Source organism: Rhodococcus sp. IEGM 1351 (assembly GCF_030056875.1).
Classification (GTDB): domain Bacteria; phylum Actinomycetota; class Actinomycetes; order Mycobacteriales; family Mycobacteriaceae; genus Rhodococcus_F; species Rhodococcus_F opacus.
On the sequence record NZ_JASHKU010000044.1, the window covers coordinates 1 to 21357 of the forward strand.

Here is a 21357-nt window from a genome sequence, read left to right on the forward strand (position 1 = left end):
AACACATACCCAGCATCACGCATCAAGCATCAAACATTAAGCAGACACGCTCTAGTCCGACAACACCGTGTTTGGACGTGGTGTAGGCCAGGAGATCGTTGCTTCCCCGCAACCCCGCGATGGAGGAGGTGACCACGATCGATCCCGTCGTGCCTTCCGCCAGATACTGACGAAACGCGGCGCGGATGCCGAGGAAGGGACCGCGCAGATTTACCGCCATCACCTTGTCCCACTCGTTGACCGGCACATCCACGAGTTCGGCGAGCGACCCTGCGATGCCGGCATTGAGGAAGTGAAAGTCCACAGTGCCGAAGGCCTTGACGGCCTCGGCCATGTAGTGCTCGACACCCTCCTCCGAGGACACATCGCTCCCGACCGCGATCGCCTCGCCGGGAAGATCCGCCGCACTTTTCTGGGCCGCCTCGGCGTCAAGGTCGACGGCGACCACCTTGACCCCTTCCTCCGACAAGCGCTGAGTCGCGGCCTGCCCCAGCCCACCGGCCGCTCCGGTGACGATCGCCACCTTGTCCTCGAGTCCACTAGCTGGCATCTTTCATTCCTCTCCAACAATGAGTCCCGACCGAACCGACTCGTCGCTTCCGGGAGTCGGCCGCGATCAGGCTCGACACGACGAGACGTCAGACTCGTTCGGGCTGTGCGATTATCACGGTGTCGTTGGTGCGGCGGAGTTCGTCGACGAGAATCGGGAAGGCGGTCGTCGCTGCCTGCATGCCCATCACACTCGCGATTTCCATGACCTCGAGAATTTCTTCCTTCGTCGCTCCGTAGCCGAGCGCGTTGCGCATATGCAGCTTCCATCCAGGAACGTACAAGTGCGTCGCGGCGGCGTCGAAGGCGATGTAGATGAATTCCTTCACCTTCGGCTCCAATGTCCCGGTTTCCCACGAGAGGGAGGAGAAGTCGGTGTAGGCGCCGAAGATCTCCGGGTCCAGCTCCAGCATCTCGTCCCAAAAAGGGTGCCAGTAGCCGCGGTTCGCTGTAAACCGGGCCTTCAACTCCTCCTGGTACTCCGACAACGGTGCGGCAGACTCACGCAGCCCCTGCTCGTCGAGCACTTCGACGAGCAGGGGCACCCCGATGTTCATCGCATGGATCCCCAGCGTGCTGGTCAGCTCGATCACTTCCATGATCTCGCCGGGGGTGGCGCCGAGCTCGAGCGCCCGCCGGATGTGCTGGCGTACGCCAGGGGCGTGGAGGTGTGTGGCGGCGGCATCGACGGCGAGATAGACAAGTTCTTTGGTCTTGTCGTCGAGGTGGTTTTTCTTCCACGGCACCTCGGCGAAGCTGACGTAGGCCGCCAGGAACGCTGGCCGCAGGTTGCGGATCGCCTCCCAGGACTCGTCCCAGGCCCCGTGGATGTCGATGATGCGTTGCTTGAGTCGGTCGTGCTCGGCGCTCGAAGTCATAGTTGTTGTCTCCCGATGGTTTAGTGCTGGGGTTCTGCCCAACGCGCGATCTCGGTGTGATCGGCGGTGGGTGCGAGGTCGTCGGCGGCCTGTTCCCACAGCGCCGTGGCCTGTGCACCGAGTCGACTCGGTGCACCGACCTGCTCTGCGAGATCGACGGCGATCTTCATGTCCTTGAGCATCAGCCGCAGACCGAATCCCGAGTCGAACGTGCCAGGAAGGACGAAGTTCGGGTACTTGTTGTCGGTCGACCCGCTTCGTCCGCTCGAGGTGTTGATCAGTTCGACCATGACCTTGGGGTCCAGGCCGAATCGCTCCCCGGCAGCGATCCCCTCGGCGGTGGCGAGCAGATGAGTGGCGGAGAGAAGATTATTGATGGCTTTGAGTGCGTGGCCGGCGCCGACGCTTCCGGCGTGCTTGGTCGACCCCAGGTGGGACAGGACGGGTTGGGCACGGGCGACCGCGGTCTCGTCCCCTCCGACCATGATGGTCAGCCGTCCGGCCTCCGCGCCTTTCACTCCGCCGGAGACCGGTGCGTCGATGAGGGATATCGAGAGAGCTTCGAGGTCCTCGGCGAGCTTGCGCGTCGAGGTCGGCTCCGAGGAACTCATGTCGATGACGGTGGTCTGCGGCCTGAGATTGCCGCGTACGGCGGGATCCGCGAGAACCGTCTCGACGACAGTCGAGTTCGGGAGCATCAAGATCACGAACTCGGCTCCGTCAACTGCCGCCGCAGCACTGTCAACTGAGCTTCCGCCGGTGTCCTGCAGCCTCTGCCGCGCGTCGGTGCTGGGGTCGAATCCGTTCACGCGGTGGCCGGCCGAAACGAGACGGGCCGACATCGGCCCGCCCATATTTCCCAGCCCGATGAACGCGATGGTGGTGCCCGCCTGTGAAGTCTGGCCTGTCATGTTCTGTTCCTCAGTTCTCGAGCGTCGATCTCGCGCCGGAGGTGGACGTGCCGGATGCATCCGGCTGAGACGGCCGGTAGTCGGGTGTGGAGGTGCGTCACGGTGTCGGCGCCGGGGTGGTTCCGGAGTACTCCTCGGGGCGCACTTCCTCGGCCCAGCTCGTCGTTCCGAGCGAGATGGCGATATGAGTCATGAACGAGCCCGGACCTGCACCATGCCAATGTCGCTCACCCGGCGGGCACCACACGGTGTCGCCGGCCTTGAGGACCCGAATCCCGTCCGCTGCGGTTCCGACCAAGCCTTCACCGGCGAGGACCTGGAGAATCTGGCCATGCTCGTGCTCATGCCAGTAGGTGCGAGCGCCGGGTAGGAAGTTGACGGAGTTGATGGTGACACCGTCAGTAGCCGGCATGGTCAGATAGTTGTGCACGATGCCGGTGAACTGAGAGCCGGTCTTGCGTGCGGTTCCGGACTGTTCGATGCCATGGATGATCTTCACGGTGATTCCCTAGGTCGTGACGGCATCGTGCAATCGGACGTTTCCCGAGACGTCACCGATTGCGTCGACAACCGTGTTACTGATCCGGTCCGAGTAGCCGAGTTGCTTGGCCAGACCGAAGGATGCGAGTGGAGCTGCGGAGTTGGGGCTGGCCACGCCAAGACCTGCGACGAGCTCGACGTAGGCGAGGACGTCTTTCATCATCAGCGAGTTCGTCAAACCGCCCTCGAGGTAGTCGCCGTGGATGATCCGCGGAAACCGGTTCAGCGTCGCGAAATTCACGCCCGAGCTGTTGTTGAGGACGTCGAGGAGGACCTCGAGGTCGAGACCTGCCTTCCGTGCCGCCACCATCACCTCGGCGGTGGCGGAGAGCGAAATTGCGTTCAGAAAGTTGTTCAACAGCTTGGCGGTGTGCCCGGATCCGACGGCCCCGCAATGGAAGATCTTCTTCGAGAAGTGTTCGAGGATCGGGGTTACTTCCGCGATCGTCTCCGGGTCGCCACCGACCATCAACGTCAAGGTTCCCGATTCCGCCGCTGCCGCGCCGCCGGAGATACCTGCGTCGACGAACCGGACTCCCTTGCTGTGCAGTTGCTGATGAAGCCGTCGTGTCGATTCCGGTGCCGACGTGCTCAGGTCGACCAGGATCTGACCCGGACGCGCGTTCGCCAGAATGCCGTCGTCACCGAGTACGACCGATTCGACGATCTTGCTCTCGGGAAGCGAGAGCAAAATGATGTCGGAGTTCTGCACAACCTCGCCCACCGACGACGCGACGACCGCGCCGGCATCGCGTACCCCGTCGGTTCGGGTGTCGAACCCGAGCACCCGCTCGTTCGCCGAGGTGACGCATCGGGCCATACGCCCACCCATGTTGCCGAGCCCGATGAATCCGACTCGGCTGGTGGAAACGATCGACTCCGAGTCGATCTCAACGCTGTTTGTCATCAATGCTCCCTTTGTTCAGAGGTAGGCGGCCGATCGACGCGGCGACTCCCGCCAGTGCGCCCTGGTACTGTTCGTGACGGTCGAGGACCTGAGGATCGTGCCCCGGGATCAAGATCGCGTTCCGCTCTTCGACGATTCGCTTCATCTGGTCGAACCCGGCGTACATCGCTTCCAGGTCTGCCACGACCAGGAAGGGCATGTCGCGGTCGATTTCCTCGTAGTAATGCGTGGCGTCCGAGGCCAGCAGGACCATGCCTTCACTGGTCTTGACCGTGAGGATGGACTGACCCGGGGAGTGGCCTCCCAGCTGGATCATCTCGATACCCGGTGCAACTTCGATCGATCCTGTGTGGAACTGCATGCGCCCCTCATCGTGGATCCGGCGCAGATGGGCGAGTTCGGCGTTCTCGACCGAATGGTGATACTGCAGCCTGCGGGCGTACGGTCCGGTCCAGAAGTCGAACTCCCGCTTCGGAATGATGACCGGTGAGTGCGGGAACAGATCAGCGTTGCCGACGTGGTCGTAATGCGCATGGGTCAGAATCAGTGTGGCCTCGTCCGGTTCGACACCGGTCAGCTTCAACGCCTCCCGCGGGTGAATCAGGTGTCCTCGCCCGCGGTTGAATCCTCCCTGCTCGCTGTAGCCGGTGTCGACCACGAACGTTCTCTGCGCGTTCCGCACGATCCAGAAGTAGTAATCCATTCCCATCGGAGCATCCGGCTCTCCGTACAGGTGGTAGTTCAGGTAGATCTGGCTCCGCACCGTCTGCCGGGATGCGTAACGGACGACGATGACTTCGTACTCGTCATCTACCTCGGTGTTCACGAAACCGTCCTCCATCTTGCGGTGCCGTCGTATCGGGCCAACCCGTCCACGGGTTTGTATTCTCGTATTACAATAGTTGGTGATGGTCTTCTTGGCTATGCCCAGTCTTGAAATCGTTGTGCATCTACGCAGTTGGCGGCAGGCGCTTTTCCGAGATGCGGGGGAGGACGATGATCTCGCCCGATTGACAATAGTGTGTGACAAAACGTACTACTAGGAGCGTGGCGCGACGTTCGCGCCGCGTTGCACAGTGAGCCAAGGCGCTGAACGCCTCCGGTGCGCAATGACCAGGAAGATTCGGTGACTGCCCCTCGAGTGCTGCTTCGGCTGACGCCGGGGCGTGATCGGACAGCCGGCCAATGTCGGCAGCCGAGAGTTTTGTCAGACGAGCTGTGCAGCTCCGGATCAACCGAAAGAAGAGGGCGATGTCGACTAGTCGCACGCGTAAAGAAACCTACGAGGACGGTATCGAGATGCGAAAGGCAGTCCTCGGTGCCGCCCACGTCGAGCGGTCGTTGAACAATGTGACGGAGTTTTCCCGCCCCATCCAGGAACTCGTCACCGAGTACTGCTGGGGTGCGGTCTGGACCAGGGAGGGGATCGATCGCAAGACGCGCAGTCTGCTGAATCTGGCGATGCTCACCACCTTGAACCGCTCCCATGAGCTCGCTGTGCACGTGCGCGGAGCGGTGACCAATGGCTGCTCGGACGAGGAGATTCAGGAAGTGCTCATCCAGGCCGCCGTCTATGTCGGCGTGCCGGCCGCGCTGGAATCGTTCCGGGTGGCCGAAGCGACGCTCAAGGACGTGCGAGCGAACGTCTGACCTGTGATAAGGGCGCTGCGGTCGCCTCACCGACGGTGTGGCACTGCCGGATGCGGCGGGCACCGCCCCGACTGATTCGTGTCCACGGAACGCGTGCCTCGTGCAAGTGACGACCGGGCGGCCCGAAGCTCCATATGCGAGCCGCTGCCGCCCGGACATCGGCTGGCGCAGCGCCGTCTGGCAGGTTGGCCGCCGCAGCATGGGCGGTCCCGCACAGGGGTACCGCGCAACGGCCGGACCCGCGCCGGCGGCCTGGACTGGCAGGCGTCTGCGCCGACGCACCGCGCCCGGGTGAGGACGGACCTCGCGGGCACACCAGTGAAACGACGAGCGAAAGTTGCAAGCGATGACAGTTTCGGCACCACGCGAAGGTGATCTTCTCGCGAATATTCCCACAGGCCTCTTCATTGGTGGCCAGTGGAGGAGCAGCGCTCGGCTCCCTCAAACGGGAATGGTCGGAGTTCGACCCGCAGGGCCGGGAAACCCTGGCATCTGCGGTCCAGCACGGGAGCATCGACGAACACGAGCCGACACCTGCGGTCGCGGACAACGTGTTGGCCTTCGCCTGGATCTACGGCGACGTCGTGCACAACGACAGTGAGCGCCTGGCCGAGACCACGCAGCACGGCGTGGCCGAACGCTACAGGGCCGCAGCTCCGATCGTGTGTCGGCTGATTGTGCAGACGGTGGCCACCTTGCACTTCATTGAGTGGCTTCGCGCGCAGGACCTGATCACATTGCCGCAGGCAATTTTCGAACAGCAGGTTGTGGTGACCGACCCGGTATTCCGCGAGAAGGTCGCGGTGTTCATGGCCCCCGCCGGTGAGGAGATGCCCCCACTGCCACTGCGCGTGGGTGACGAACTCGGACCGGAATGGCGCCGACTCGTCGCACCTTCACCCGTCGCGGATGTTGGCACGGATCTGGACCGAAAGCCGATGGCGGATAAGGGATACCCTGCGCGCTCGGCCAATCAGCTAGGCGTCGCGCACCGGCTGCGGTGTTCAGAGAAGGCATGTCGAGCCGTACACGGTCATGCTCGCGGCCGGCATCAGGTTTGCCGGGGATATCGAGATCTGCCGAATCCACAACCCCGCCGTGCCGGCGGCGACGGCCCACACGCGCGACAACGCGTTGCCGACGCCCGACCCATGTAAAGCGTCGTGCCGACGGTCGCTGTCGGAGGAAGAACGGGGTTCACGGCCGGTACGGCACCTCCGAGGTACGGACTGTGGTGTCGGTGTACTTGTTCTCGGCGAGTAGTTGCTCGACGGCTTGCTTGCGGAGTTCCTTGTGGGGACCGGGGCCGACGATGACTTCGCGGATTGCGTTGACCGGGAAGGTGATGTCGACGTAGGGGATGACCCCGAGCGTGCCGTCGGGTCGAAACTTCAGCGTCCGATCGGCGATGTTGATGATCAACACGCGCCATTCCCGCTCGTCGCTGAACGCGTGGTCCTTCATGAAGGCGAGTTCCGGCAAGCAGATCCTGTAGGCATCGAAGACTCCGGTGGAGACGGGGTCGGCATTCGGTACGAATCGCAGGATCGACTCGACAATGTCGGCGCAGCGAGCTGTCACGGCATCGGGGCGTGATATCCAGTTTCGGCTATTCAGCGAGAGTGTGAGCGACCTGCGGACGAAGCCCGTCGGTATGTGTGGACACAGTCGCGTTGTTACGCGTGAGCGCGTGACCAAGCGTGTGCGTTAATCCCGATTTCAAAGCCCGCAGCAGATCGTCTTGCCCGCCAGCGCGCTCCAGTCGCTCGATCTCATCGACTGTTGCGCGGACCTTGATCACTTCATTCCCTCGCAGGGCCGCGAGTTGAACTTCCACTGGCTGCGGCGGCTGTGGTACGCCGAACAGAGGAACTGGCACGTGTCGCCCGATTTTTTCCTTGAAGTTCCTCAACCACCGTCTTTGTTCCTCGAGTTTGTCATTCGGCCAGACGATTTCGTAGCCAGTGAGGCAGACAGATGTGACGTAGTGGGAGTCGTACTTGTCCGCCGGCTCTGGCCCATTCGGTCTTGCAAGGATGGCGTAGACGGTATGACACTCCTTGTCTGCGCCAGCGGCGATAGCTAGTGTCACGTGGTACTCGTCTCCGACAGTTCCGTCGTATGTCACCACGTTGGAGCCTTTGATAAGACGTGGCGCGAAATCCTCCAACTCGAAAGGCAACCAGTACGTCGCTGTCTGCGAATCGAATCCGAACACCCAGAACTCGCCGTCATCCGGCTTCCGGATCGAGAGCGTGACTGACTCGGTGGAGTAGTACTTCGCCCCCACCCATATGCCAAACCTCCCCATCTCTGGATTTTCTTCGTAGTTCTCGACGTACAAGTCGTAGCCGGCTATCGGGCCGCGTGTTCGCTTGATCTCGCGGAGATGACTCATGACCGTTTCCTTCGGGTTGGTCGTATGGCTTGATGACTCACTCCATCAACGCTAGAAGGCGCGACGCTCCACCGGAAGGCCAAATAGACTTGCCGCCCTGTTTTAGGGCGTTGCTTCACTTCAGGCACACTAGTTATCCACAGCGCCTATCAAATGTCGCAAATTTCTAGACATCGCCGAGCAATCCCCGAGGCTCGGGCCACCGCACTCCGTCGCTGTGACGGCGCCGAACCTGACCGCGGCAGAGCAGGATGTGGTGTGGGCCGCCTACACCGCGGCAGTCGGCATCCCGGAACACGCCGAGCCCTCGGATCGGGTGGCCGGGTGCGCGCGGTGCGGGCACGCGACGACGGTGATGACTCCGGTCGGGCAGGTGATATCCCGACGGTTCACTGGGTTCGAGTCCTGGACGAACCTGGCCGGCCGGCACCTGTGTCAGGTGTGCGTGTGGGTGTACCGGAACCGCCCGCTACGCAGCGAAGCCCACATCGTGACTCGTAAACCCAAGGCTCTGGTTTATGGCGAACCCACAGCTGCTACTGCACGTCCTGTCGACCACCATCCGCAGTGATATGGCAGTGGTTGTCCCATTGCGTCCAGGCCGCAAACACCTGCTGCCCGATGCCCGGTGGGGACGGATAACGGTCGACGACACACACCTGAACTGGAGCGAATCCGACACGGTCCGTCTCGCTGTGATGCGCCGGCTCCGAGAGCTGGGATTCACCGAAACCATGCTCCGCGACGAGGTGCCGGCATACGCGGTGCTGTGCCAACTGGCCGCAGACCGGTGGCGTTAGGTATTCGACGACTGGAGCCAGCTGACCTCGTGGCGCCACGCAAACCCGTGGTGGGAAATCGGAATCCGTGCCACCCGATAGCGCACAGCGTTCGTGTCGGGGTGGACGAATACACTCAGGCCCCATTCGAAAGGATCGCCGTTGATCGAGTACCTCGCTTCCCCGACCACTGACCTCCCGAGCGCCTGGGGAACGGCGGGCGGGGCAATAGTCACTGCTATCTCGGTCGTCGTCGCGAGTGTGGTCGGAATCCGGACTTTGAGGGCTTTCGAACGAGACAGCCGCGACCGTTCCCGCCCGATGGTCGGTGCACAGCTCGTCCGGGATCCGCACCCTTCTGAGCGAGGTGCCGCATATCTCTTGGTCCGCAACTATGGGCAATCGGTTGCCTACGACGTCCAGGTGACATTCGATCCGCCGATGGAGAACGTGGAGACCCGCAGCGGGGATGACAGCTATGTTCCCTTCATGCTGAGTCGCTACGAGAATCCGATCGCAAATCTGATGCCGGGTGTTGACCTCCGCAACCTGTGGTTCGTCCCCAGCGGCGACGCCGATGATCAGGGGGACCTTCTCAATGATGAGCCCATTCCTAACGTTGTGACCGTGACCGTTAGGTACAGCGACACACCCAACTTCTGGGAGCGGGCAGCACATCGGTACGTCGACACGTTCGTCTTGGACATGGCGTTGTTACGGGGCGAGGTCGTCGTCAGGCACTCGGACGACCACTTGGGGCTGCACAAGCGGACGACGAAGGCGCTGGAGCAGATCGCACCAGCTGTGCAATCGACCGCGAAGGCGATAGGGAAGATCGAGGACTATGCCAAGCCGGAGGAGGTACGGGTCCGGGAGAGAGCCGAACGCGAGCGCCGCCGCGCCGTTGTCGAGAGTCGTCGGCAGGAGCGGCAGCGTAGGAACAATCCAACCCCCGAGCCGGCAAACGAGTAGGAACCCCGAGCAGGTTGTGGACCACGGTGAGCACTGTGGTCCACGGAGCAATCCGGCGCGACTCGAGAAAGCGAGGATCCTTCACTAGGATTCGGAGTGATGAATATGTCGGGGGAGAACGAACTTTCAGTAACCGACCGCTGGCTGGCCGCGGTTCCACAGCTACCCGGGCTGACTGACCAGGCCTCGCAGGTCGCGGAGCGGTTGCTGTTGTTGCTGCACTACGGGATCGACTGGTCCGACGGCAACTGGGTGGCCGGTCGCCGCGGTGACTACTGGGACAACCTGCTGCCCACTAGGGTCCGGTTGGCCACCTACTGCAGCATCAACCTGCACCAGTGGTGGACCGTCTCGGCTGCCCGGTTGGGCTCGGCCCCGCGCACCGACGAACAACGGTCAGAGCTGGCCATGCTGCTCACGAGTGAGGCGCGACCGGTGCTGCAGGTGATGCGCGATCAGACGACCGCTCTGACGTTGCGGACGCGGATCGTGGCCGACGCGGTCCGTGCCGCCCACACCGAGCACGGGTTGGCGTCGTGACCGTGACGCGGGTGTGGGAGATCGAGATGGCCGCCCGGTCCCCGATCTCGCACCGCGGGGAGCTGATCGGCACTACCGCGATCGGCCGGCGGATGAAAATCCTGCAGCCGGACGGGTCGGTCGAACTGGTCCCGGTCATCTCCGGCAACTCCTTCCGCGGCGTGCTGCGCCGGATCGGCGAGGAACTTCTACGCGACGTCCTCGACTACGAGGGCCAGCTGCCGCTGGCGGTCGCACACACCCTCCGCAACGGCGGCGCGATCGTGAAAACCCAGGCGGAACCGATCACCGGCCGCCGCCTACACCAACTCCGGGAGCTGATCCCGCAGCTGAGCGTGTTCGGCGGCGCCATCGGCGCCGCCCCGATCGACGGCTGCCTGCGCATCGGGCACGTGGTCCCGATCGTCACCGAAGCCACCCCGAACCTGCGCCGTACCTACTCGGGGCCGATCCCGTCCCGGTTCGACATCGAGGCCCTCGAGTCCTACTCACCTCGACGACGTGACCGCAGGCCACGCCGGCACCGCCGTCGACACCGACGCCGAGACGGGTGGGTCGGGATCGCCGGTGATGCGGTACGACATCGAAACTCTCGCCCCTGGCACGCGGTTCGAATCGTGGGTGCAATTGGTCCGAGGCTCCGACCTCGATCATGCCTTCGCCGCCGATGTGCTGGCCGAGTTCAGCCGCACCGGGTGGCTGGGCGGTCGCACCGGGATCGGGCACGGCCAGATCGCCACCACACGCCTCAGACCCTGATGGTGCGCCCGGTGGTCGATTGGCGGGAGATCGTCGCCGCACGCCGCACTGAGGCCCTGGAAACGCTGCTCTCGCTCCCGGCATGACCCTCCAGATCGCTGCGGGGATGGTGCCGCTGGTCGTCCGGGCGAGAATGGCCGGCGGTGTTGCGCACGCGGTGCCGTGGGGGATCAGCCTCGACGGCCTCCTCGCCTCGGAGATCCGGGAGAACACCAAGGCCGCCGCCCGGGAGGCGGGCACCGACTACGAGCCCTACAGCTTCGACACCGTGCCGGAGGACCTGGACCTGCCGTTGGCCCGCTGCCCCGGCGACGGCGCCGACGGGTGGCATTGGGCGGCGACGTTCGCCTATCCGGAGGACGATGTGCCCGGCCCGCACGTGCAGTACTGGTCCGCCCGACCGGATCAGCACGCACTCGACCAGATGTCGGCGAAGTTGCCGGCGTTGGTGTCCGAACGTCACGGCCGCTACCGCTCCCGGGTGATGCCCCTTCCGCTCACGGTGTGCCGGGACCTGGCCGGGCGGGCCGTCGGCGACCCGGCCGCCATCATCGAGCTGCTGACGCCCATCGTGTCGATCGGAAAGAAGCGCAGTGCCGGCCACTTCCACATGTTGACGTGGACCGTCGACGAAGAACCGGGGGCCGACCGGTGGGAGTTCGCGCATCGGTACCCGGATGGCGCACTCGGCCGCACGGCACCGCACTCCTGCCTGGCAGACACCGCAACTGCGGTGGCAACTGGCGGCGAGGCTCGGATGGGGTTGCGGCCGCCATATATGCACCCCGCCTGTCGTGCACAGGTGTTGTTGCTGGCGACCTGAGGCTACCGGGCGAAACTGATCTGCTGGCGAAGGGTTCGATGGTGTGAGTTGTCCTGTCGAGCTGTGAAAGTCGACGGATCTTACTCGTTTTCGAACGAGCCTTGTCGGCTTGATTTCCGATAGCGTCAGGCGAAGCGCGCGCACCGTACTCCCTCTACGGAAAGGCAATTGATGTTCCCTACTCGAATTCCGATGTCGCGGTCAGTCATTACTCGGACTGGTCGTTTAGCCACTGGTTGTTCGCCGGCGCAGTACTGCTGGTATCGGTCTTGCTGACCGTGATCGCTGTCGGGTTGTGGACGGCTGCGATCCCGGAGGACAACATCGCTCTGTATGCGGGTAGTGCGGGTGTCGGCGCGTTGGCGGTGGTGATGCAGGCGATTGGTCGGCCCGCAGTCGGGTGGAACCGGGCCCGTACAGGTCGTAGCTGCGTTCCCACTCCGGCTGAGCTGCGGTAAACAACCGTCCGCTGATAGGGGCGTTCAGCCCGCGGGCCACGGCCTGCGCGAGTTCGTTGACGATTGCGGTGTGTTCGGCGTCGTCCGGACGGTGGCCGTTCCAGCCCCGAGGCGATTCGAGCTGACAGTAGAGCTCCTCCTTGACGAACTCCCGCAGCTCTGCCGACGGCCGGAGGGTGTCGTACTGATCGTCACTGGCCTCGGCGAAGCGTTTGTTGAGCGCCTTGATCCGCGTCCAATGTTCGCGGGCGACAGCACGCGATACCTCCAGTCCGAGGATCGCGTCCCAGCGCCGTGCACCGTCGGATCGTAGGTCGCGGCCCGCAGCGTGGACAGCAGTCGTCCACGCAGTTTCGCGAACAGGTCCGGGTCCCCTGGCCGCGGCAGCGATCTCGTGCATCAGCTCGTCGGTGCTGCCGGCGACCGGATTGGGCCGGTGCTTGCGGACATGATCGGCAACCCCCGCTCCATACACGAGAAGCGACGGCCTCGTTGGTGGCGATCATCAGCTCCTGCAAGATGAGGCCGTGCATCCACAGCTTCGGGCAGCGAATCGGGAGGGTGAGACCGGGAACATTCTGGCGGGCTGCTCAATTCAGGATGTGAAGTTCGGTCTCCGCCGCTCCGTGAACGCACGGACCCCTTCCCGGCCGTCGATCGATGCGGCGCAAGCCGCGATCGACTGCGCCTCGCGGTCGAGTTGATCGTCGAACGTCGAGAACTGGGCGGACCAGATCAGTTTCTTGATCCCTGCCGAGGACTGCCGCGATCGTGCTGCAGCCTGGGTCGCGATCGTGGTCGCGGTGGAGAAGATGTCGGTGTCGTCCACGAACCGAGTGATCAGTCCTGCTCGATACGCCTCCTCGCCGCGCAGGGGGCTGTTCGTCAACAGCAAATCACGAGCCCGCGCGAATCCGATCAGCCGGGGCAGTGTCCACGTCATCCCGCCGTCGGGTGTCAAGCCGATGGCGGGGTACGCCGGCAAGAACGCGGTCGACGGCCCGCCCACGATCACGTCGGCAGCGCACGCGATGCTCATTCCGGCACCGGCCGCCCACCCTTCCACCGCCGCGATCACCGGCACCGGTGCCTGAGTCAGCGCCCGAATGAAGGTGTGGAACTCGGCAGCGAGGTCACCGACGAACTCGCCCGGATTTGTCGCCGACGCGAATGCCGTCACGTCTCCTCCGCTGCAGAATGTGCCCTCGGCGCCAGTGATCATCACGGCACGGATCTCGTGCCCAGTGGCGCTCAGAACATCGACAACCTCCGCCATGAGCGATCCGGACAGAGTGTTTCCCTTTGCGGGGTCGGTCACAACGGCATGGAGGATGCCGTCTTGGATCTTGGTTTCGCCATGAATTGATGCCATGCGTCTTTCTCCCTTCAAGATTTCTTATACGGTCAGTATTGACTGTATAACTTCACCGCCCTACCGTGTAAATCCCGAGCACATCTCTCTGTCTCGGAGATGCGGGTACTCGCCGGAGCGCGGCGTTGACACAGGAAGGCACACGTGGTGTCGGAACAAGCATTCATTTACGAGGCGATTCGCACGCCTCGCGGCAAGGGCAAGCGCGGAGCGCTCTACGGAGTGAAGCCGGTCGACCTGGTGGTCGGGCTGGTCCATGAGCTGAGGACCCGGTTTCCCGATCTCGACCCGGCGGCCATCGACGACATCGTGTTGGGTGTCGTCTCGCCCGTCGGCGACCAAGGAGGCGATATCGCGCGGACGGCCGCATTGGTCGCAGGTCTGCCGCAGACCGTCGCGGGCGTGCAGATCAACCGGTTCTGCGCGTCCGGCCTGGAAGCGACCAACCTGGCCGCTCAGAAGGTGCGCTCCGGCTTCGAGAGCCTCGTGATCGCCGGGGGAGTGGAGTCGATGTCCCGGGTACCGATCGGCTCGGACGGTGGCGCGCTGTTCAACGACCCCACCACCAACTACGACCTGCATTTCGTGCCGCAGGGGATCGGCGCGGACCTGATCGCGACGGTCGAGGGGTTCACCCGCGACGACGTCGACGCGTACGCGGTGCGATCGCAGGACCGCGCCGAACTCGCCTGGTCCGGTGGCTATTTCACGAAGTCGGTGGTGCCGGTGAAGGATTCGAACGGGGTGACGGTTCTCGATCATGATGAGCACCGTCGACCCGGCACGACGGTGCAGGCGCTGGCCGCGCTGAAGCCGTCCTTCGCCGGAGTCGGTGAGGCTGCCGGATTCGATGCGGTGGCCATGCAGAAGTACACCAGCGTGGAGAAGATCAACCACGTTCACCACGGCGGAAACAGCTCGGGAATCGTCGACGGCGCCGCCCTGGTGCTGATCGGCACCGAACAGGCGGGTGCGCGGTTCGACCTCACCCCCCGCGCCCGAATCGTGGCCACCGCGGTAACCGGGTCGGAGCCGACGATCATGCTGACCGGGCCGACACCGGCAACGTTGAAGGCCCTGAGCCTGGCCGGCCTGAGCGTCGACGACATCGATCTGTTCGAGTTGAACGAAGCGTTCGCCTCGGTCGTGCTGAAGTTCCAGAAGGACCTGCAGATCCCCGACGAGAAACTCAACGTCAACGGCGGCGCGATCGCCATGGGACACCCGCTCGGCGCCACCGGTGCCATGTTGGTCGGCACCGTCGTCGACGAACTCGAGCGCCGACAGCAGCGACATGCCCTGGTGACCCTCTGCGTGGGCGGCGGCATGGGCATTGCAACCATCATCGAGCGAGTCTGAGGAAGTACGACATGAGTGAGAACACCATTCGGTGGGATCGGCACGACGACGGCGTGGTGGTCCTGACCCTCGATGACCCGAATCAGTCCGCCAACACCATGAATGCGGACTACCGCCGATCCATGAGCGCGGTCGTCGATCGACTCGAGGCGGAGAGGGACGCAGTCACCGGGGTGGTGATCACGTCCGCGAAGAAGACCTTCTTCGCCGGCGGCGATCTTCACGAGCTGATCGATGCCGGTCCCGAGGATGCCGAGAAGTTCACCGCCTTCGCGGACGGGCTCAAGAGGGACCTGCGCCGGTTGGAGACGCTCGGTCGGCCTGTCGTCGCCGCGCTCAACGGGGCGGCGCTCGGCGGAGGGCTCGAGATCGCCCTCGCTGCCCATCACCGGGTCGCGATCGACGCGAAGGGCGTCGTACTGGGCCTGCCCGAGGTGACCTTGGGACTGCTCCCCGGCGCCGGTGGCGTCATTCGCACGGTGTGGTTGCTCGGTGTGCAGAACGCGCTGACGAACGTGCTGCTGCAGGGGCAACGATTCTCGGCAGCCAAGGCCCGCGAGTTGGGACTGATCGACGCCCTCGTCGCCTCCGCGGATGAGCTGGTCCCTGCCGCGAAGGCATGGATCCATTCTCACCCGGATGCGGTGCAGCCCTGGGATACCAAGGGGTACAAGATTCCGGGCGGCACTCCGTCGAATCCGGCGTTCGCGGCGACACTGCCCGCTTTCCCCGCGACACTGCGTAAACAGCTCAGAGGCGCCCCGGCGCCGGCGCCGCGGGCGATCCTGGCCGCGGCGATCGAGGGAGCCCAAGTCGACTTCGATACCGCAGCCCAGATCGAGACACGGTACTTCGTGTCGCTGGTGACCGGGCAGATCTCGTCCAATATGATCAAGGCGTTTTTCTTCGACATGCAGGCCATCGGTGCAGGCCGCAGTCGTCCCGACGGTGTCCCGGCGTTCACCGCGCGCAAGGTCGGTGTGATCGGTGCCGGGATGATGGGGGCTGCGATCGCCTACGTGTCCGCGAAGGCGGGGATCGAGGTGGTCCTCAAGGACGTCACCCTCGCCGCCGCCGAACGGGGAAAGAGCTACGCGGAAAAACTCGAGGCGAAGGCCCTTGCCCGGGGTGCAACAACTCCCGAGAAATCGCAGGCGCTGCTCGACCTGATCACCCCGACGGCCGACCCGGGCGATTTCGCCGGAGTCGACTTCGTCGTGGAAGCGGTGTTCGAAAGCGTCGACCTCAAGCAGAGCGTGTTCCAACAGATCCAGGACGTCGTCGCCGACGAGGCGGTACTGGGATCGAACACCTCGACACTGCCGATCGCCACCCTGGCCGAGGGGGTGAAGAATCAGGCGGACTTCATCGGTATCCACTTCTTCTCACCCGTGGACAAGATGCCGCTGGTGGAGATCATCACGGGGAAGAACACCTCCGATCAGACCCTGGCTCGGGCGTTCGACTTCACCCAGCAGATCCGCAAGACCCCGATCGTCGTCAACGACAGCCGCGGCTTCTTCACAACCCGCGTCATCGTCACCTTCGTCAACGAGGCCATCGCCGCCGTCGCCGAAGGCGTCGATCCTGCCACCGTCGAGCAGGCCGCGTTGCAGGCCGGATACCCGGCGCCGCCGCTGCAACTGGTGGACGAACTGACCACCACCCTGGTCCAGAAACTGCGCATCGAGACCAAGACCGCGGTCGAGGCGGCCGGGGGAACCTGGCGGACCCACGGCAGTGAGGTGGTCATCGACCGGCTCGTCGACGAATTCAATCGTCGGGGCCGCTCCGCCGGAGCCGGCTTCTACGACTACGACGACGCCGGCACCCGCACGCAGATCTGGCCCGGGCTGCGGGAGGCGTTCGAATCCGGCAGTTCCGAGATCCCTTTCCTCGACCTGCAGGAGCGCATGCTCTTCGCCGAAGCCCTCGAGACCGTACGGACCTTCGACGAAGGAGTGATCACCTCGGTCGCGGACGCGAACATCGGCTCCCTGCTGGGTATCGGCTTCCCCGCCTGGACCGGAGGCGTCGTCCAGTACATCAACGGCTACACCGGCGGGCTGCCCGGCTTCGTCACCCGCGCAAGGCAACTCGCCGCGCAGTACGGCGATCACTTCACCCCACCGGACTCGCTCGTCGCGAAGGCCGAGCGCGGCGAGACCTACGAATAGGAGCGTGGCATGAGCAGTGTGTTGAGAACCAAGTTCACCGACGCCTTCGGCGTCGAGCACCCGGTGGTGCAGGGCGGTATGCAGTGGGTCGGCCGCGCCGAACTCGCGGCCGCGGTGTCCGAGGCGGGCGGCCTCGGCATGATCACCGCGTTGACCCAGCCCACCCCGGCGGACCTGGTCAAGGAGATCGAGCGGGCACGACGCCTGACGGACAAGCCCTTCGGCGTCAACCTGACCATCCTGCCGTCGATCACCCCGCCACCGTACGACGAGTACCGCCGTGCCATCGTCGATGCGGGGGTGACCATCGTCGAAACCGCCGGCTCGAACCCCGAACCACACATGAACCTGTTCAAGGAGCACGGCATCAAAGTGCTCCACAAGTGCACGAGTGTGCGCCATGCCCTCAAAGCCGAACGGGTGGGCGTAGACGGAGTCAGCATTGACGGTTTCGAGTGTGCTGGTCACCCCGGTGAGGACGACGTCCCGGGTCTGATCCTCATCCCGGCGGCCGCCCGCCAACTGTCCATCCCGATGATCGCCTCGGGTGGCTTCGCGGACGGCCGCGGGCTGGCGGCGGCCCTGGTGCTCGGTGCCGACGGCGTCAACATGGGAACGCGGTTCATGTGCACCGAGGAATCCCCGATCCACCCCTCGATCAAGGACACCATCGTCGCCTCCGACGAGCGGGACACCGAGCTGATCTTCCGACCGCTGCGCAATACCGCCCGCGTCGCGAGCAACACCGTCAGCCGCGAAGTCGTCGACATTCTCGACAAGGGCGGCCAGTTCCCCGACGTGAAGGACCTGGTGGCCGGCGCGCGCGGACGCCGGGTCTACGAGCTCGGCGACCCGGAGGCGGGCATCTGGACGGTCGGGATGGTGCAGGGGCTCATCGACGACATCCCCACCGCGGGGGATCTCGTTCGCCGCATCGTCCGCGAGGCGATGATCGAGCTGGTGCGCGTGCGAACACTCTTCGGCGGCGAGGTCCTCGAATCGGCATCGGCGTAGGCGGATGTGTGGGCGGCCGACCATCGCGGTCGGCCACCGGCGCGCTGTCCACCGCGACGATCCTGCCGCATCGGACAACCGTGTGGCAGGCCTGAAACGCCACCGAGTCGGAGCGCGCGATGCCAGGACGAGGATCCTCGACGCGGCCGTGGAAGTGCTGTGCACTCACGGATACGCCGCGGCCACGACGCTGCGCATCCAGCACGCCGCCGGCGTCACCCGAGGCTGCCTGCTGCATCATTTTCCTTCTCGCGATCGACTGTTGATCGCGGCGGTCCAGCACCTGGCCCGGGCCCGCATCGCCGGGCTCCGCACGTTGCCGCCCTGGCCCGCCGATCCGGCCGGACGGGTCCGGCTCGCGGTCGACACGATGTGGGCAACCTTCTATCAGCCGTACTTCTGGGCGGCGACCGAGCTGTGGCTGGCCGGGCGCTCCAACGAACCGCTGCGGCAGGCACTCACCCCCGAGGAGCGCCGCCTGGGTCTGTTGGCCCGTGAGGCAGCCGACCTGTGCTTCGGCCCGGACCTGTCGGGCCGGCAGCACTATCGTCTGGTTCGGGAGCAGTTGATCACCATGATGCGGGGCGTGGCGCTGACCTACGCGTTCGACCCGAAACCCCCGTCGTACGAGCCTCACCTCGACCACTGGCGGCGGTTCGCGGCCACCTTGCTGGTGACCGACATCGGCGACGCTCGACCCTGATCTACCCCCCACCCAAAGACGGTCAGCCTTGACTGGTTAATGCTATACACATTAAACTCGACCCAGTGAACTGCCTCACAGAATGTGAGGTCGACGCCAATCCAACGAGGTGGGCATGAGCCGCAATCCATGGCTGACGCAAATCCGGCGCCTGGACCCCGAGCGAGACTACGAGGAAATATTCCGCCTGCACTTCTCCCATGAATTCCCATGGGATTCGGTCCAGGCGCTGAGTTTCGCGCTGTTCCGCACATACGCGGTCCCGAGCATCGGTGAACTGCTCGACAAGACCGGAGAATTCGGTGACCGGGTGCAAAAGCGCTACGACGACACCAACCTGCTGATGGACCAGGTCGTCGAGTCCGGCTTCACCGGAAGCGGTCGCGCCGCGATCCGCCGGATCAACCAGATGCACGGCAGCTACGACATCTCGAACGAGGACTTCGTCTACGTCCTCGCCACATTCGTCGTCGTACCGATCCGCTGGTTGCAGAAGTTCGGCTGGCGGTCGTTGACCGAGAACGAGATTCGATCCACCGTCCTGTACTACCGGGAATTCGGCCGCCACATGGGCTTGAAGGGTGTTCCGGAGGATTACGCAGGATTCGCGGCGCTACTCGATGAGTACGAACGCGATCACTTCGCGTTCAGCGCCGGCGGCAAGGCCGTGGCCGATTCCACCCTCGATCTGCTTTCCACGTTCCCGCCGTACCGTTTCCTGCCGAAGTCGGTGGTTCACCGCTTCGCCTACGCGCTGATGGACGAGCCGCTACTCGACACCTTCGGGTATCCGACGCCGTCACGTCTCGAGCGGCTGGGCGCCGAGGGTGCGTTGAAACTGCGCGGACGGTTTGTTCGATTCCTCCCGCCTCGGCTGCGGCCGTTCCGAGCCAGAGACCAGCGGGGGGTCCGTAGCTATCCCAACGGGTACCGCATCGAGGAGCTGGGCACGTTCCCGCGGGGATGCCCCGTCGCCCACACGGCACCGAAACAACACGAGCACTCGCACGAATCACTGCACTCGCCTGCTCTGGAGGACAGCAAATGAGCACCCGCACCGCCGCCCCTGCGCTGGCACCGGCTGCCCTCGCGGACGAAGTGACGTGGGCGACTGCCGAGCAGGTGACGAACCGTGCGGCATCACTTCGGGCAGCGCAGCGCGATTGGGAGCGCAGCGGCGCGCGCGAACGCGCCAGTTTTCTGGCGCTGTTCGGTCGGTGGCTGTCGGCGAATCGAGCCGAACTCGAGGAGTCGATGATCTCCGAGACCGGCAAATCGCAGTGTGACGCGGCCCTGGAGATACCTCTTGCGTTGCAGCTGATCTCGTACTACTGCCGCCACGCCGCGCGGTTCCTGGCACCGGAGAGGCGCAGGTCCTCGTCGATGATGTTCGCGAACAAGCGGGTCACCGTGCTACGCAGCGCCCAACCCGTGGTCGGGATCATCAGCCCATGGAATTACCCCGTGGCCAATCCGCTGATGGATGCGATCCCCGCCCTGGCCGCCGGGTGCGCCGTCTTGATCAAACCGTCCGAATTGACACCGGTCACCATCGATCGGATCGCCGAGGGCTGGCGCACACTCGGTGGACCCGACGTCTTCGCGGTCGTGCAGGGTGGCGCCGACATCGGCGAGTCGGTGATCGATGAGGCGGACTTCGTCCAGTTCACCGGGTCGAGCCGGACCGGCCGGGCGATCCTCGCACGAGCCGCGCAGACCCTCACACCGGTCAGCCTCGAACTCGGGGGCAAGGATCCCATGCTGGTACTGGCGGACGCCGATCTCGAACGCGCCGCGAACGCCGCGGTATGGGGTGCGATGTTCAACGCCGGTCAGACCTGCGTCGCGGTCGAGCGCGTCTACGTCGAGGCGCCGGTCTACGACGCCTTCGTCGACAAGGTCGTCGCCAAGACCAGGGCGTTGACGCTGGCCAACGGAGTCAGCGGCACGCGGGCCGACATCGGTGCCCTTATCGACGAACGGCAACTCGCCATCGTCGACAAACACGTCCAGCAGGCTCTCGCCGCGGGCGCCCGGGCTCTCACCGGCGGATCGAGAGGCGGGAACGATGCCAAGGGGTTCCCCTACTACGAGCCGACTGTCCTCGTCGACGTCGACCACAGCATGGACTGCATGACCGAAGAAACGTTCGGCCCGACGCTGCCGATCATGCGCGTGGAGGACGAACGCGAGGCCATACGGCTGGCCAACGATTCCCCCTACGGACTCTCGGCCTCGGTCTGGACGAAAGATCTCGACCGCGGTCACGCCGTCGCCCGGGAACTGGCGTGCGGTGCGGTCAACGTCAATGACGTGATCATCAACATGCTCTCGACCACCGCCCCGCAGAGCGGCTGGAAGACCTCCGGAATCGGAGCCCGGTTCGGCGGGGCGGCCGGGTTGCACAAATTCTGCCGCACCGAATCTGTCGTCACCTCGCGGGGCCCGTTGAAATCCGAACCCATGTGGTACAGCGTTCCCCGCTCGGTCCGGTCCGTCGGCGCCCGTGCGCTCGCGCTCGATGCACTCGCCAAGATTCGGCACCTTTGACCCTCGGTACGGAACCGG

The 21357-nt window shown here is 64.5% G+C and carries 22 protein-coding genes and 1 pseudogene; 13 read left to right on the top strand and 10 right to left on the bottom strand.

The genetic code is table 11. The features are described 5' to 3' along the window. Positions 1–22 precede the first annotated feature (22 nt). The 6 genes from QM806_RS38660 to QM806_RS38685 form a co-directional block, all read right to left on the bottom strand. Entirely contained in the window at positions 23–523 is a 501-nt protein-coding gene (locus tag QM806_RS38660; protein WP_283294897.1) for an SDR family oxidoreductase, read from the bottom strand. Positions 524–638: 115 nt separating this feature from the next. Continuing rightward, positions 639–1427: a carboxymuconolactone decarboxylase family protein gene (locus QM806_RS38665; RefSeq protein ID WP_259465721.1), complete on the bottom strand. Its 789-nt coding sequence runs from the start codon at positions 1425–1427 to the stop codon at positions 639–641. Positions 1428–1447: 20 nt separating this feature from the next. Next, entirely contained in the window at positions 1448–2338 is an 891-nt protein-coding gene (locus QM806_RS38670; protein ID WP_259465722.1) for an NAD(P)-dependent oxidoreductase, read from the bottom strand. Positions 2339–2435: 97 nt separating this feature from the next. Next, positions 2436–2837, bottom strand: coding sequence for a cupin domain-containing protein (locus tag QM806_RS38675; protein WP_120660935.1), 402 nt, complete (start codon positions 2835–2837; stop codon positions 2436–2438). A 9-nt stretch (positions 2838–2846) separates the two neighbouring features. Then, positions 2847–3785 (bottom strand): NAD(P)-dependent oxidoreductase, encoded by a 939-nt coding sequence (locus QM806_RS38680; protein ID WP_133984161.1) that lies wholly within the window; start codon positions 3783–3785, stop codon positions 2847–2849. After that, complete coding sequence (locus QM806_RS38685; RefSeq protein ID WP_259465723.1) at positions 3769–4611, bottom strand: N-acyl homoserine lactonase family protein; 843 nt, start codon at positions 4609–4611, stop codon at positions 3769–3771. The genes QM806_RS38680 and QM806_RS38685 overlap by 17 nt, the downstream gene beginning before the upstream one ends. A gap of 425 nt (positions 4612–5036) precedes the next feature. On the opposite strand from QM806_RS38685, the gene QM806_RS38690 reads away from it, so the two are divergent. Together QM806_RS38690 and QM806_RS38695 are read left to right on the top strand one after the other, a co-directional pair. Next, on the top strand, positions 5037–5435 hold the full coding sequence (locus tag QM806_RS38690) for a carboxymuconolactone decarboxylase family protein (RefSeq protein ID WP_120661462.1): 399 nt from the start codon (positions 5037–5039) through the stop codon (positions 5433–5435). 371 nt (positions 5436–5806) lie between these two features. Continuing rightward, on the top strand, positions 5807–6592 hold the full coding sequence (locus tag QM806_RS38695) for a hypothetical protein (RefSeq protein ID WP_283294898.1): 786 nt from the start codon (positions 5807–5809) through the stop codon (positions 6590–6592). A 40-nt stretch (positions 6593–6632) separates the two neighbouring features. Here QM806_RS38695 and QM806_RS38700 read toward each other — a convergent pair whose 3' ends face one another. Together QM806_RS38700 and QM806_RS38705 are read right to left on the bottom strand one after the other, a co-directional pair. Continuing rightward, positions 6633–6917 (bottom strand): hypothetical protein, encoded by a 285-nt coding sequence (locus tag QM806_RS38700; protein ID WP_133984155.1) that lies wholly within the window; start codon positions 6915–6917, stop codon positions 6633–6635. A gap of 127 nt (positions 6918–7044) precedes the next feature. Then, the gene (locus QM806_RS38705; protein ID WP_133984153.1) at positions 7045–7833 is read right to left on the bottom strand and encodes a hypothetical protein; all 789 of its coding nucleotides are present in this window, start codon (positions 7831–7833) and stop codon (positions 7045–7047) included. A gap of 518 nt (positions 7834–8351) precedes the next feature. On the opposite strand from QM806_RS38705, the gene QM806_RS38710 reads away from it, so the two are divergent. The 5 genes from QM806_RS38710 (at position 8352) to QM806_RS38730 (ending at position 11706) form a co-directional block, all read left to right on the top strand. Next, positions 8352–8633 (top strand): hypothetical protein, encoded by a 282-nt coding sequence (locus QM806_RS38710; protein WP_259465724.1) that lies wholly within the window; start codon positions 8352–8354, stop codon positions 8631–8633. Between the two features lie 141 nt (positions 8634–8774). Next, complete coding sequence (locus QM806_RS38715) at positions 8775–9584, top strand: DUF8453 domain-containing protein (protein ID WP_120660941.1); 810 nt, start codon at positions 8775–8777, stop codon at positions 9582–9584. Between the two features lie 105 nt (positions 9585–9689). Beyond that, positions 9690–10124: a hypothetical protein gene (locus QM806_RS38720; RefSeq protein WP_120660942.1), complete on the top strand. Its 435-nt coding sequence runs from the start codon at positions 9690–9692 to the stop codon at positions 10122–10124. Continuing rightward, positions 10121–10969: a hypothetical protein gene (locus tag QM806_RS41970; RefSeq protein WP_283294899.1), complete on the top strand. Its 849-nt coding sequence runs from the start codon at positions 10121–10123 to the stop codon at positions 10967–10969. Before QM806_RS38720 ends, QM806_RS41970 begins: the two co-directional genes overlap by 4 nt. After that, on the top strand, positions 10966–11706 hold the full coding sequence (locus tag QM806_RS38730) for a hypothetical protein (RefSeq protein ID WP_133984147.1): 741 nt from the start codon (positions 10966–10968) through the stop codon (positions 11704–11706). Before QM806_RS41970 ends, QM806_RS38730 begins: the two co-directional genes overlap by 4 nt. A 704-nt stretch (positions 11707–12410) precedes the next feature. Here the strand turns inward: QM806_RS38730 and QM806_RS38735 are convergent. Together QM806_RS38735 and QM806_RS38740 are read right to left on the bottom strand one after the other, a co-directional pair. Then, positions 12411–12688 (bottom strand): annotated as a pseudogene (locus QM806_RS38735) (RNB domain-containing ribonuclease); the annotation flags it as partial. A gap of 71 nt (positions 12689–12759) precedes the next feature. After that, on the bottom strand, positions 12760–13536 hold the full coding sequence (locus QM806_RS38740) for an enoyl-CoA hydratase/isomerase family protein (protein ID WP_167119382.1): 777 nt from the start codon (positions 13534–13536) through the stop codon (positions 12760–12762). 147 nt (positions 13537–13683) lie between these two features. On the opposite strand from QM806_RS38740, the gene QM806_RS38745 reads away from it, so the two are divergent. The 6 genes from QM806_RS38745 to QM806_RS38770 all read left to right on the top strand — a co-directional run bounded on the left by QM806_RS38745 (position 13684) and on the right by QM806_RS38770 (position 21339). Beyond that, positions 13684–14895 carry an acetyl-CoA C-acetyltransferase gene (locus QM806_RS38745; RefSeq protein ID WP_120661463.1) on the top strand — a complete coding sequence of 404 codons (1212 nt, stop codon included), beginning with the start codon at positions 13684–13686 and terminating at the stop codon, positions 14893–14895. Positions 14896–14906: 11 nt separating this feature from the next. Continuing rightward, positions 14907–17072, top strand: a complete 2166-nt coding sequence (locus QM806_RS38750) for a 3-hydroxyacyl-CoA dehydrogenase NAD-binding domain-containing protein (protein WP_283294900.1) — start codon at positions 14907–14909, stop codon at positions 17070–17072. A gap of 9 nt (positions 17073–17081) precedes the next feature. Further along, a complete protein-coding gene (locus QM806_RS38755) occupies positions 17082–18086 on the top strand; it encodes an NAD(P)H-dependent flavin oxidoreductase (protein ID WP_120660947.1) in 1005 nt (334 codons plus the stop codon). 82 nt (positions 18087–18168) lie between these two features. After that, positions 18169–18789 carry a TetR/AcrR family transcriptional regulator gene (locus QM806_RS38760; RefSeq protein ID WP_133984141.1) on the top strand — a complete coding sequence of 207 codons (621 nt, stop codon included), beginning with the start codon at positions 18169–18171 and terminating at the stop codon, positions 18787–18789. A gap of 115 nt (positions 18790–18904) precedes the next feature. Then, positions 18905–19837: an oxygenase MpaB family protein gene (locus tag QM806_RS38765; protein ID WP_133984139.1), complete on the top strand. Its 933-nt coding sequence runs from the start codon at positions 18905–18907 to the stop codon at positions 19835–19837. Next, positions 19834–21339 carry an aldehyde dehydrogenase family protein gene (locus tag QM806_RS38770; RefSeq protein WP_133984137.1) on the top strand — a complete coding sequence of 502 codons (1506 nt, stop codon included), beginning with the start codon at positions 19834–19836 and terminating at the stop codon, positions 21337–21339. Before QM806_RS38765 ends, QM806_RS38770 begins: the two co-directional genes overlap by 4 nt. The last annotated feature ends 18 nt before the right edge of the window (positions 21340–21357 follow it).

Bases quoted from the DNA above. Each gene is read 5' to 3' on its own strand.
- QM806_RS38680 (WP_133984161.1), bottom strand. From the start codon at position 3,785: ATGACAAACAGCGTTGAGATCGACTCGGAGTCGATCGTTTCCACCAGC.
- QM806_RS38755 (WP_120660947.1), top strand. From the start codon at position 17,082: ATGAGCAGTGTGTTGAGAACCAAGTTCACCGACGCCTTCGGCGTCGAG.
- QM806_RS38720 (WP_120660942.1), top strand. From the start codon at position 9,690: ATGTCGGGGGAGAACGAACTTTCAGTAACCGACCGCTGGCTGGCCGCG.
- QM806_RS38710 (WP_259465724.1), top strand. From the start codon at position 8,352: ATGGCGAACCCACAGCTGCTACTGCACGTCCTGTCGACCACCATCCGC.
- QM806_RS38665 (WP_259465721.1), bottom strand. From the start codon at position 1,427: ATGACTTCGAGCGCCGAGCACGACCGACTCAAGCAACGCATCATCGAC.
- QM806_RS38690 (WP_120661462.1), top strand. From the start codon at position 5,037: ATGTCGACTAGTCGCACGCGTAAAGAAACCTACGAGGACGGTATCGAG.
- QM806_RS38705 (WP_133984153.1), bottom strand. From the start codon at position 7,833: ATGAGTCATCTCCGCGAGATCAAGCGAACACGCGGCCCGATAGCCGGC.
- QM806_RS38670 (WP_259465722.1), bottom strand. From the start codon at position 2,338: ATGACAGGCCAGACTTCACAGGCGGGCACCACCATCGCGTTCATCGGG.
- QM806_RS38770 (WP_133984137.1), top strand. From the start codon at position 19,834: ATGAGCACCCGCACCGCCGCCCCTGCGCTGGCACCGGCTGCCCTCGCG.
- QM806_RS38740 (WP_167119382.1), bottom strand. From the start codon at position 13,536: ATGGCATCAATTCATGGCGAAACCAAGATCCAAGACGGCATCCTCCAT.
- QM806_RS38730 (WP_133984147.1), top strand. From the start codon at position 10,966: ATGACCCTCCAGATCGCTGCGGGGATGGTGCCGCTGGTCGTCCGGGCG.
- QM806_RS38765 (WP_133984139.1), top strand. From the start codon at position 18,905: ATGAGCCGCAATCCATGGCTGACGCAAATCCGGCGCCTGGACCCCGAG.
- QM806_RS38750 (WP_283294900.1), top strand. From the start codon at position 14,907: ATGAGTGAGAACACCATTCGGTGGGATCGGCACGACGACGGCGTGGTG.